The sequence below is a fragment of the Lacrimispora sp. 38-1 genome (assembly GCF_049890855.1).
In the GTDB taxonomy this organism is placed as follows: Bacteria; Bacillota; Clostridia; order Lachnospirales; family Lachnospiraceae; genus Lacrimispora.
The window spans coordinates 25,142-37,832 of record NZ_JBANEW010000027.1 but is presented as its reverse complement, the minus strand read 5'-3'; the positions used below and the strand labels follow the sequence as shown (position 1 = coordinate 37,832).

Below are 12,691 nucleotides of genomic sequence, written 5' to 3'. Positions count from 1 at the left end.
CATCACGAAGATCATTATCCATTTCTTCTATCTGTTTCAGACTATCTGGAAACTCTGATTTTTCTGAAACGATTACATTCCCATCTGAATCAATAACATCCCCTGCAAAATTAAGTTTTTCATATGCTGTGTTCTCCGATTCCATTTCAGCACCATATTCTGCCATCGTTACTCTTCTGTCTTCTTCTGCTAATTCCTCATCTGTCATCTCCCGATATTCTTCAAATGCCTCTATTTCATCAGGAATTGCAAAATCATCTAGGATTTCTTCATCTATTGCTGTAACCGAAGAGGTAAACATATCTTCCCGGTCACCGTCCATATACATTTCATCCAGTCTGACTCTTTCTGTCTCATATTCACCAGTCATAATTAATACGCTTATTTCTGATTCAATTGCCGTCCAGCTGACATAGCCTTCCTTTTCCCCTTCTTCATCTCTCCATTGAAACCTTAATCCCTGTGACTTAAAGGAATCATATCCATGCAGACCATATCCTTCCAATGGCCAGCCCGCTCCACCAAGACCATATTCTTTCTTAATTCTCTTGGCACGTTCCGATGGTTCCAAAATATTTTGGTAAATATCATAGACCCGACGTTTTCCACCTTCAAATCCTGTACCTCTTTTTAAGACATCAACAATATAATCATGTGGAACAACAAGTTCTTTCTTTGATGCCATATACGTGTATCTGCCAGGGAAGTTTTCTTTTTCAGAATTTCCAGAAAAAAAGGAAGCCTGTTGATAATTGGCTTCCTTCTGCTTACCGAGTGAATTGATTTCATCCAGTTCATTATATAATTCTTCATCATCAGATTTATTTTCTAATGGAATTTGTAGACTATCTGTTGAAGCACGATTTCTTCCGCCTCCATCTTCGCTTGTTCCCTTATCTTCCACATTTCCATGGTTGAATTCAGATCCTGCGGTTTGTGTTTGCTCAGATAACGCTCCATCAACTGATCTAGTAGCTGATTGGCTTCCTCTTCTACTTCCATCATCTTCTCTGCCAGTTTGCCAAAGCGGTAAAGTGAGTTGTATCGGCTCTTTTCGTTCTCTTTCAGATAACTCATTGCCATAATTCCGTATTTCCCCAAATTTGTTAGGTTCACTTCCTGATTCTGTGGTACTGTGATATTGGGAATTAATAGCCCCTCTACTTCCTTGTAAGTCAATGTTTGATTCATCGTGTCTCCTTTCCGCAGAAATCCCTGATTTCTGCACAGGTGTTGCCTGCAACACCCTCTCGTTTTCCGTGCGTTTAAAGTTATGGTTTACTTCTCTAAGAACGCTACAGGAGACATCGCTAACAAGAGAACCAAGGCGGTAAACAACTTCCTCATCGGAATACTTTACTATCTGACTAAAATCCTGTTCTTCGCTGGATAAGTCAAGTCCACATCTTGTTCCTACAGCATACATAATACTTTTTTCCAAAAATGCTACTGCTGTAAGCTCTTGCGTATTATTCTCTTCCTTAATCACACTACCTGATAGCTGCGTAATTGTACTTTCGCTATTACTTTTTCTAGTCATATCTGTTAATTGCGAAAGTTCGGTAATTCTTTCTTCGAATTCCTCTTTTATTATACCGCTGATTTCAGAAGATAGGAAGTCCTGAAATAATTTTTTTATCGTTTTACGACTGTCATCACTGTACCTTTCTATCTGCCCTTCTGTTACAAGCATATCCACATATCTCTTGAGATTTTCGCCTTCCAGACTCCAGGTTAGATTCACTGCCTTTCCACCTGTATCTGCTGTATCAAAGACATATCTCATCTGTGGTTTTAACGCTCTTGAAGGGAAGATGGCTATGCCCTTACTTCCACGTTTAACATATCGGTCAACCTTTTTCCAGGTATCATAATCCGCTACTAAAGTAGCATGTGGTCGTTGGGCATATACCATGAGGATATTATCAAATTCGTAACGATAAAGCTGACCTGATAATCTACATACATCACGCCATTTTGCTCCATTAGTGGTGATATCCTTTATCATCTCGTCATAGAGCTTTCTTACCTGATAATCTACGCTCATACCTCTTCCTCCTCAAATTAAATATTCTTCCTACCCAAGAAGTTCCCTTCTACATTCATTAATTCACAATATTCTTTATATTCATCTTCATCAAAATATACTTCCACAACATTGATTGGATTTAGTGTTCCTACCATCTTTGTAAAATAATTCTTTGCTCTCATCAAGTTTTCCAACATCTTTTCTGATAATGCAATATATTTCATAGCTGCAATATATACAGAAAACTCACTATTCTCATCATCTAAGACTACTTTTTCTCTGTTGATTTTCATTCCAATTCTATATTGAAGATGCATAAAATCATCATTGGTAAGCAAAATACTCTGAGCAAGTCTCCCGCGTTTGCCCCACTGACTTTTAAGTTCTTCAAAAACAAGCATCCAGTCCGCCTCTGTAGTTACCACAATCTTCTCTTTTTCCATTACTTCGTCTATTTTCTTCATATCATCTTCCACCTTTATCTTATTTTTTCTTTTATCTGTGTATCTGGTTCTAGTTCAAAATCAATACCTTTAAAATCTTCTGCATCAAGTACTATTTCTTGTGCATAATAACGATCCATAACTATTTCAATCGCTTCGGAAAGAGTTTCTGCTTTCACTGTTTCCACCCGGGATAACAATTCTTTGATTTCAATATGAAATTCCTGCTCTGCCATTTATCTCACCTTATCCTTTTTGGGTTCCTGACTACTCTGAAATCCAAAGTCATACTTTCCATCAGAAAGATTACTGTAAAAGGTATCTTCCCTTCCTGTTGAAAACTCTTCATATAATGTGTTCTGAGCCACTTCTTTCATATTTGTATCTAGTAATGGACTCTCCATTATCTTGCGATACAGATGAAATTTGCTTTTGATCTCCTGCCTACATTCTTCAAGGCTTTCTATCTTCTTAGGCTCACCATACTTCTCGCGAATTGCCTGAAAATCAATATATGATGGTGTTTTTCCCAGATATATACCGCTACTCCACTCAATCCCATATTGCTGATTGTTATCTATTGGAGCTTCCAATTTTGGAATTCTTACAAAAAACGACACTCCGATAGCTACAACAAAATCACCACTTCGTTCATTGAGTAACATCAGATTTCTTGCAGACATGCGTTCTAAAACTCGGTAGTCACTCCCATTAAAGTTGTGAAGGATTTCTCCTTGTGAAAAGGTCTTTTCTACTGTTTCATATTTGTACTGAATTCCTGCATCTTTTCCATTTGATTTAATTCCTAACCCTGACAGCTTTTCAAGACATTCACTACTGCATTTATCTTCATCAAATCTCCATTCCTGATCAGTACTGTTGAAATACCCCATCAAAAATCCCCTTAATTGTTCTTCCCCACTACAATATCTGGCTGAAATGGATTTATTCGATGCAAAGAAAATCTCTGACCAATGGTCTTTATCTCTCCAGCTTTCGCATAAATCCAAAATTGCCTGCATGGATTCATCCCTGTTTTTTGACATTTCAGATAATACATTTTTCTTGTAATCCTCAAATGTCACTAATACATTAATCTCTGTTCCCTTATAATTTTCTGTTACTAAAATCATTTCATATAGCTTCATTAAAACTCCTTTCACGAAAATAGGACAAAGCACTGTGGCTTTGTCCCAATTCTTTAAACTTATTCTTTTCTTAAGGTCTTGCAACCATGACAATACTTCCTGTACTTACATCTCTATAAATAACCCCAACTGATTCATTGAGTGCTTCAACTGCCTTTCCATTCCCTACATAAATAGCAACATGACTGATATTTTTATAACGTCCATTATTCGTGTAGCTATAAAATATTAAATCTCCTGGCTGAATTTCATCAAAAGAGATAGTATTTCCAGTCTCATCCAGTCCCTGTCCTTCTGCTGCGGCTGTTGTTGCTCCACCATAACTGATATCTACTCCTGCTGCCTTCCATGAATAATAAGCAAGGGAACTGCAATCATAATAATTACCAGAGTCTCTATAAGCCTGACTATATGGATAACCCACTTTGGATAAAGCAAATGAGCAGGTTTGCCTGGCACTTGCATCTGTAATACCACTGATAATTGTATTAATTTCTGTCTGTGAAAGTGTTGATACTGCATTTCCACCGCCACTACCTCCGCCGCCAGAGCCACCAGTATAGCCAATCAGTGCCAGATTTTCCGGATTCATCATATTTTCAAGCATCTCTATTTCATCGTCCGAAAAGTCATACTCTGTTTCCATCTGTCTGAAAGTTTTCAACGTGACATTTACATTTAGAATTGTCTTTGTAGTAGTTGTCCCATCTTCATTTTCGATAGTTTCCGTTTCTGTCGTTGTTGTATAGAAACTCATATCGTCAAAAACATCTTTCAACCTTTGTTTTGAGAGACCATTCATGACTGTGGCGGTATCACCAACTCCATACTTCACCATATAAACGCACATAACATCATAATAATTACTTGGCACAGCATAAGAACCCTCATAATCTACATAGACAATTTTCCCCTCATCATATCCAGTATGATTATTTGCAAGAGTGTTTGTTTCCTGATTAAACTCTGCAACATACTGACTTGTTACGCTCATAACCGTATCCCCATCACTAAGTGGTGGCAAGAAGATAGCAAATGGAGAATTGTATATAACAGCTACCACAAGAATTACTGGCAGACATACAATTGCCATTAATAAAAAGAGAGTCAGTAAGGCTGGAAGTACGACCGCTACAATCTTCTTCACAACCAAACCGGCTCTTTGTAATATTAAATCTTTTACCATCTTACCAATACTGTCCGTTTGATCTTCCTGGGACTTCATCTTATCCATAAAGAAAATAATTTTACGATTTCTATTGGTTCTCTTTAATTCATTCTTGTCCATCTTCCAACCAACTGCCTTACCCGCCACAATACCTGCCACTGGACCTGCCACACCTGTTGTTGCTGTTCCAGCTGCAACACCTGCTGTGACCTTTACCGCCTTTTTGACAGATTCCTTTGCAGCCTTTTTTGAAAGAGCCTTGCCTGATTCCTTCGCCGTTTTCCCTGCAACACTCGTTGCAGTTTTCTTAATCCGCCTTGATGTAAGTTTTCTTCCAGACTCAACTTTTTTAATCTTTCGTTTCTTTTCTTCCAGAGTTTTTTGACGAAATAATTCTGCTCCTTTTGACGCAGTACCTGTAATAGGCCTACCTATTTCATATGCAATCATGGACGCTTGCTGAATTTCTTCTCCGCCTTCCATTTGCTTTATTGCTGCTCTTGAACCTACAACACCTGCAAACTTAATAGAAAAATTCCTTACCTTAATAGATTTCTTTGATTCCCTTAAATTTCTTCGATAATTATCTACCACGCTATTGTGTTTCTTATTACCCTGATGAATAGTACTTTTTCTATACTGTGGTTTCCCAGATTTCTTTTCAGGAGAATCGGTTACCTGAGCAGATTTTATCTTAGGGGAGCGATTTACGGTATATACATTCTGTCCTTTAATACTGACTTCTTTATTCTGATGAATATGAAGTTTCACATCCGCTTTGGTGTGGATTGTCATTGGCTTATCATCAACTTTTTTGATTTTCAATTTCTCACCTTCTTTCTGACAAAAAAATAAGAGCATGCAAGTTTTTGGCTTGAATGCTCAATTTTAAAATTCTTATATCAACGCTCAAACTTGTTATAATTTTGAGCATAAAAATTGCCAAACAGTTCTAATCAAAACATATGCGAATAATAATTTAATATAGGAACTCCTTTAGAGATTAAATAATTTCCAACACCGCATTCTATATCACTTCGTTCTCCATCACCAATATTAGGAAGAGGAAAAACTAACACAAAGTTCTCGTCCCAAACCTTTCCCAAGCGATGAATAATAATTCCAGACGTATTGTATTTCCATTTGTTATTAGGTTTCTTCTCGTTATATTCTAATGAATTATTAGGAATACCAAAATTTATATCATCGCTCGCTGCAACCACACCCAAATATCCATCCGTCGTAAATTTCATAGCATAAGTATATTCGTAGTTGTCTTTTGATATCATCAATTAATCTCCTAAATCATAAATTATTCCTTTTTTTATTGTCCTTACAAATTCAACCAATATACTTCCATGTTTCACTTAGAATCTATTTAAATGTATTATCACAATTCATCAGTATCATTTGTCTCAATCTTTGTATTTCCACCTAGCGATGACGCAAGCATAGCAGTGACAATACCTACAGCTGCCGCACCAACTATCGCCATTGTTGCAATAAACTTCTTATTCTCTGAGTCCTTTTCACCCATCATCCTTGAGATTTCAAGCATCTTATCAATGATATACTTTTTTTCTTCAAACAAAAGACTTTCACTATCAAGTTGCTTTTGTAAAACTTCAATAATAGATCTACATGAATCATAATACGATTGAACACTTTCCTTATTTGAATCTAACCCTTTATCCAATGTATCTTTATACCCAACCAACATTTCCTTTGCCGTATTTGAAAATTCAGGAAATTGTTCTAACGCTTTTTTAGCCACCTCCGGGTCCATCTTATCTAGCATTGATGCCATAGTAATAACTTTATCTTTTGTAAGATGTCGAAAATCCTCAATATCTAATTTCCTTAATACTTTCTGTTCCGTTAATGGTCTGCTCATAACAACTCTCCCTCCTTGCCAAAACGACAATTCAAATTCTGTCACCAGATGCTACAGCACCTGATGACATTTATTATACCATTTTGTGACCTAATCAGCTACTTCTTTCTCCCTTTGCTCCTTTGCTTTCTGCTCTGCAATCTTCTCATTTATCCAAACTAAAATAAAATCCAAACCTTTTAGTATTACTATTCAATACACTGAATTTTAGCAAAAAAGGTTTGGATTTTATATACCACAATAGTTAACTTAATCCACACAGATTGAGAAGAGAAGCATCTGCATTTTTCCATTTTGGTGTAACCTTTTGACTTGTTTCATCATCTAATGTGGCTAATGCAGCCGCCTTCTCGTCATTTGTGATATCTAAGTAAACCATTGTGGTCTGAAGATGTTCGTGTCCTAATAAGAGCGAGATTTGAACTATGTTCATACCATCTTCAATCCAATGTGATGCTTTGGCATGTCGTATCTGATGAGCATGAAGATTAATGGGAACCTCATCGCATATTTCATGTGCACATACAGCATGTTTTTTCAGCATCTTCCCAACAGCAGGTTGTGTAAGTTTACCATAAATCCCTGTATTTCTGGAATAGAAAACATAGGCTTCGGGGTCTGGATTGTTACCATGAAATTCTGTCATATATTTTTGAAGATGTGAAACTGCTTTTGGTAAAAGTCCTATTGTTCTGATTTTAGACCCTTTACCGATGATTGTAATATATGGCTTTTCCATATTTAGGTGTATCTGCTTGTTTTTAAGAGATAAAATCTCATCAATTCTACATGCAGTTGCATATAGCAGAACAATAAGAGCAAGGTCTCTTCTGCCTGTTTTATCTGTAGCATCAGGCACAGACATCAATGCTTTAACAGCATTTTTGCTCATACCTTTTACTTTGGTTTTTGGTTCCTTTAATCGTGGAATCAGTGTTGCTTCATGGTATAGGTAAAGATAATCAATCTCTTTACTTCCAAGGTATTTCAGAAACACCCGTAAACATGCAAGGCGATTATTGCAAGTTTCAGAACAACAATTACGTTCATTTTTCAGCCAGAGAATCCAATCTTCTATGTTGGATCTGTTGAAACAGCTTGCATTTAACTTGTTGATAGTTACCCCTTTTATCGTATACAAATACGTAATATAAAGGGTAAGGGTATATTTATGAGCTCTGATTGTATGCTCGCTCTCGGTCAAAAAAGATGACACATAATCGTTCACAAAAAATGATATATGACGAGCTAAGCACACGCCCTCATTAGTTGATTTTTTCATCTGCATCTACCTCCGGAACAATCCAATCAAAAGAGTCATTTGATTGTTTTTCTATAATGCTACTAAGATTAGGAACAATGGAATAATAGTACTTCGTGCTTTCTAAAGTAACATGTCCCATACTCTTACTTAAATATGCGATTTTATCATAAAACCCAAAACCTTCATCGGTCCATTTATTGATATTTACAATAGCATAGTTATGACGCAGGTCATATGCTGTGGCAGGGGAACTATTTACCGAATCCCATATGATACGAAAATTATCAGTTAACCAGCTGCTGTTAAAACGATGCTTATTTTTAGATGAGAAAAAATATTCTCTGTTGGGCAGGAACTGCTCCATCTTCTGATCATACGCTTGCATCAATTCAAGTATGGAATCATGCATCACCACGTAGTGCTCGTTATAACCTTTTGTATCTACTATGCTGATAGCTCCACTGGTAAGATTAACATTGTCGCGTTTTAAGGATAATGCTTCAACATTTCTTATACCTGTACTGTAAACAAGTCGGAAGATAACAGGTGCAGTAATGCAACGAATTTTTAAATCCATTCGTCCGGATTTATAGCTTACATTGTCACAGGCTATGAAGAAATCTGTTAATTCTGCATGTGTAAAGGCATGAGGAACATAAGTCCTTCTTTGCTTTTTAGGTCTTTCAGGAACATTGATTTCAGTCATATTTCTGTTTTGTAGATATTTAATAAATTCAGAAATGATGGAACAACGTTCCCTGCATGAGTTAATGGTTTCAGATGGCTTCTTTATGAAATAATTATCAGCCATCTCCTGTGTTAAATGGTCTGCTTCCGGAAAATGTTCCTGGCAGTAATGGTCAAAAGCACGCATTTTTGCCCGAGAATTATTATTTAATTTTTGAGAAGCCTGTCTGTATTTTTCAAATTGTTCCATTAATGGTGCCAGGTTGGATATAAACTTAGTCAATGGCGAACACCTCCTGACGTATAGGAAATTCTTCTATACTTAGGGCACATTGTTTTAGGTGGAAAAAGTCTGTATGCAGATATGGTTCCACTGATCTGGGCGAAGAATGTCCAAGGATATTGGATATAACAGGCAGTGCAGTGTTGTTTTCTAGTAACTTTGAAGTTATATTGTGCCGGAACAGATGCGTGCCAATTCTGTCACCTTTATTCATACGAATTTTCGCCAGTCCAAATGCCTTATGGACAATCCACCGAATGGTCTGTACCTTTAATGACTCATGTGGAACAGCCGCTGATATAAAGAGTGTATCATAAGCACAATGAGGTCTTTCGGTAAGGATATAATCATATAATGCATTTCCTACACTCGGCAATAATGGAAGTTCCAATTCAGCCTTTGTTTTTGATTGTACAAGTCGGATGCAGTCTCTTCTCCAGTCAATGGATTGAAGGTTCAAATTGACGATATCGATGCCCCTTAAACCTGTGTATAACAAAAGTTGAAGAACTGCATTATCCCTCAATGACAGACACTCAGAGTTAAGCAGCTGTTTTATTTTTTCAACTTCTTCATCCGTAAGTACCTGGATATTTTTTCGATGTTCCGTTAAACATGGAAGAAATAATAAAACTCTTTCACATGCAGCTTTATTTATTTCAATCCCTGCTTTTAGCACAGCTTTGACGTTTTTACAAGAACCTGCAGAGCGTAGCAGTGCGCTGCTTTCATCTAGAAAGTATGATAATATATCGCTTTCTGTTACTGATTCTAAATTGGAACACCCCAGTTGTTGTAAATGATAAAAGAAAGTAGCACCACAGTGACTTTCGCTATCAATGGTGGTTTCTTTTGTTTTTCCTGCTCTTTCAGCATATGCTTTATAATGATCAATCAGTTGCTGAAATTTAGGATTAAGAGTGTAATAAGCTCCTTTAGGTTCAATAAAAGAACATATCCGTCGTCTGTCCGGAAATAAGTGGTTTAAATCAAAATATTCGATTCCGCCAATAACAGAGCGTCTCCATTTTAAATCTTTTTGATTTGTGGAAACACTCTCAAAATATTGATAAATGTCCTTGTATGAAGTCCATGAATCCATGTCTAATTCTAAGATTTCACGTATCTGCCGTTTATACATGTAGATACAGCTCATTGAATATCCATAGTTCTTCATGTGATATATGAGTTCTTCATGGTGTTGTCGTAAATTTGTTAATTCCATGGTATGATAACCTCCTTTGTTGTTTAGATTAATCATACCATGGAAAATAAAATCCAAACCTTTGAAACCGTATATCAATTTTTTTCAAAACTATAGCTTTAAGTTTGGATAATATTAAGGTTTGGATAAATGAGATAATCGAGAATTCTCGATTATCTCATGAATGTTTGTATTATAAAGCTTATACAAATCCGTATCCTTGCTTATGGTATTATCAAATGGAATAACAATGCTACCACACTTAATAATTCCCATACCACTTGAAGTATTGGTTACAAATCGAAGTTGCGCATCTGATACGCCAATCACCTCTGCCAGCTTAGAACTATCTGTGTTAGCCTGTTTTAATAAAGCTACAAATTCAGAGTTTGCAAGCATTGTAGTTGCCACATAATTCTGTAAAAGATCCACTACATTCTGTGTAATACCCGTACAAAGTCCACCCTGCTTTCTTACTTTTTTCCATAACTGCTGTAAATATTTTGCCGAATACTCTCGATTTAAAAGCACATGAAACTCGTCCAGGTACAGCCATGTCGCTTTTCCTTTCTTGGCATTTTCTACAATACGGTTTTGAATATTCTCCATCATGACAAGCATTGTAATAGGGGAAAGTTCTGCTCCTAAGTCACGGATACCATAGACAATAAATCTATTTTCGATATCCACGTTTGTCTGGTGATTAAAGATATTTAAGGAACCATTTACAAACAACTCCAATGACAAGGCAATATCTTTTGCTTCCGATTCCGGCTGTTCCAATAAGATATCATAGAAATCTGACATGATCGGAATATACTTTTCCTTCGATTTTGCGATGTCCATATACATCTTACGAATACAGCGGTCAATGATGGACTTTTGTCTGGAATTCAGACTGTCTCCCATACATTGCTCACATAGCCCCAGCATAAATTCCCCTTTATCCCTAATCCATCCTCTTGTATCATTGAGATCAAGATTCCATACGTCCATATCAAGGGGATTTACATAATGATCCGTGTAAGTAGACATATTTACAACTGCTCCGTGGAATGTTTTTGCAATATCAAAGTATTCATTCATGGGATCGACACATATGATATCATCATCGGTATTAAGGAATACATTTCCCATTTCCTGCTTTGCAAAGAATGATTTGCCGGAACCCGGTACCCCAAAAATAAATCCATTTCCATTAATCAGTTTCTTTCGATTACCTACATTAATGTTCTTAGACACCTGATTAATCCCATAATAATTGCCTCCAGTATCATTTAATTCCTGCACATTAAAAGGCATTAACACCGCAAGGCTCTGGGTAAGCATGGTTCTCATGGTTTCAACCTGTCTTACTCCGATTGGCAATGCAGTATTTAATGCTTCTCTCTGTTTTAGATACTGAACATCAATCGTTACTGAATTTCTTTTTCCAATGGTCTGGATTGTCTCACAGACACTATCAAGCTCTTTCTTTGAATCAGCCATTACTATGATAGTCACCGCTACATAAAATAGACACTGATCATTCTCACGGACATCATCCATGATTTCTTCAATCTCTTTCTTTTCGGTTCTTTTTGCATAAGAAATTTCTGTAGAAAAGTCATTATTCTTATTACGAACTCTCTGCTGTTTAATGATGTCGGATTCAATTCCAAGATATTTTTTCTGCAAGGTCTTTGTTGTCATATCTTTTGGAATTGGCACAACATCAATGCTTGTAATAGAATGAACCGGAAGACTGGTTATCTCATTTAAGAATCGATCCGACAAGCTGCTTGGATATTTTTTTATAAATAATGCCCTACAATACTTACTCTCATCTTCAAAATGTTCTGGAAAATACTTTACCATTCCATTACAAAGGTCATTAACAAAATCAGAACCAACCTTTTTTGATTCTTTCAGATCAAACTCAAACTGACCTTCATTTCCAAGGTGATAATAATCGTATAGTACCTTCAGTCTTTCATTGCCTGTTAATGGAATGATTCCAGCACCCAGCTCACCAAAAGCCTTATGAAGCGTTGCTTCCAACGTTGCAAACTGCGCCTTTGCCTCTTCAAAGTTCTTACGTTCAATAGTAAGTGTCAGATACCTCTCCTGCTCAATTCCCTGTCTACCTTCGTGGATCTTATCTTCAATAATGTCATTGTAGATTTTACGGAAATGATCAAAGCCATCTTTTTTGTACTGTAACAACACCTGTTCCCTTAAATCCACCATGTTCTTATTTTTATTGTTAACGGTTATCTTAAAGTTGCAATCCAATGAATTCATAAACTTACAATATCTCTCAAAGATATCAATCTGTTCATCCTCATTGGTTGTTGTATAGTTTATGTCACAGAAACGATAACTCTTGGTATAGTGATTCTTGGTGACTTCAAATATACCATTTTCTGCTACTGCCATGATTTCTATGGTCTGTTGAATGGATTTTGGAGTACGGTAAAGCGGTTCACTTGCTTTCTTAAACTCCTTAAATCCGTTACTAAATAAGCCCATTCTATTTACCTCTCTTCCTGTCAGGCGATTATTCCATCACCTTTTGCAATATACATCAGC

At 36.5% G+C, this 12,691-nt stretch carries 11 protein-coding genes; all 11 read right to left on the bottom strand.

Annotation, left to right across the window (positions count from 1 at the left end):
- Positions 1-828: 828 nt before the first annotated feature.
- Positions 829-1,191, bottom strand: coding sequence for a TnpV protein (locus V7D18_RS05310; RefSeq protein ID WP_426152161.1), 363 nt, complete (start codon positions 1,189-1,191; stop codon positions 829-831).
- 873 nt (positions 1,192-2,064) lie between these two features.
- Complete coding sequence (locus tag V7D18_RS05305) at positions 2,065-2,493, bottom strand: hypothetical protein (protein WP_426152159.1); 429 nt, start codon at positions 2,491-2,493, stop codon at positions 2,065-2,067.
- Positions 2,494-2,507: 14 nt separating this feature from the next.
- The gene (locus V7D18_RS05300) at positions 2,508-2,708 is read right to left on the bottom strand and encodes a DpnD/PcfM family protein (protein ID WP_426152157.1); all 201 of its coding nucleotides are present in this window, start codon (positions 2,706-2,708) and stop codon (positions 2,508-2,510) included.
- Entirely contained in the window at positions 2,709-3,620 is a 912-nt protein-coding gene (locus tag V7D18_RS05295; protein ID WP_426152155.1) for a hypothetical protein, read from the bottom strand.
- Between the two features lie 70 nt (positions 3,621-3,690).
- Entirely contained in the window at positions 3,691-5,613 is a 1,923-nt protein-coding gene (locus V7D18_RS05290) for an NlpC/P60 family protein (protein WP_426152153.1), read from the bottom strand.
- Between the two features lie 131 nt (positions 5,614-5,744).
- Positions 5,745-6,077, bottom strand: a complete 333-nt coding sequence (locus V7D18_RS05285; RefSeq protein WP_426152151.1) for a hypothetical protein — start codon at positions 6,075-6,077, stop codon at positions 5,745-5,747.
- Between the two features lie 101 nt (positions 6,078-6,178).
- On the bottom strand, positions 6,179-6,682 hold the full coding sequence (locus V7D18_RS05280) for a hypothetical protein (protein ID WP_426152149.1): 504 nt from the start codon (positions 6,680-6,682) through the stop codon (positions 6,179-6,181).
- A 244-nt stretch (positions 6,683-6,926) separates the two neighbouring features.
- On the bottom strand, positions 6,927-7,964 hold the full coding sequence (locus V7D18_RS05275) for a tyrosine-type recombinase/integrase (protein ID WP_426152147.1): 1,038 nt from the start codon (positions 7,962-7,964) through the stop codon (positions 6,927-6,929).
- Positions 7,948-8,916 (bottom strand): tyrosine-type recombinase/integrase, encoded by a 969-nt coding sequence (locus tag V7D18_RS05270; protein WP_426152145.1) that lies wholly within the window; start codon positions 8,914-8,916, stop codon positions 7,948-7,950. The genes V7D18_RS05275 and V7D18_RS05270 overlap by 17 nt, the downstream gene beginning before the upstream one ends.
- Entirely contained in the window at positions 8,909-10,141 is a 1,233-nt protein-coding gene (locus tag V7D18_RS05265; RefSeq protein ID WP_426152144.1) for a tyrosine-type recombinase/integrase, read from the bottom strand. Before V7D18_RS05265 ends, V7D18_RS05270 begins: the two co-directional genes overlap by 8 nt.
- Positions 10,142-10,255: 114 nt before the next feature.
- Positions 10,256-12,631 (bottom strand): VirB4-like conjugal transfer ATPase, CD1110 family, encoded by a 2,376-nt coding sequence (locus tag V7D18_RS05260; protein ID WP_426152142.1) that lies wholly within the window; start codon positions 12,629-12,631, stop codon positions 10,256-10,258.
- Positions 12,632-12,691: the final 60 nt, after the last annotated feature.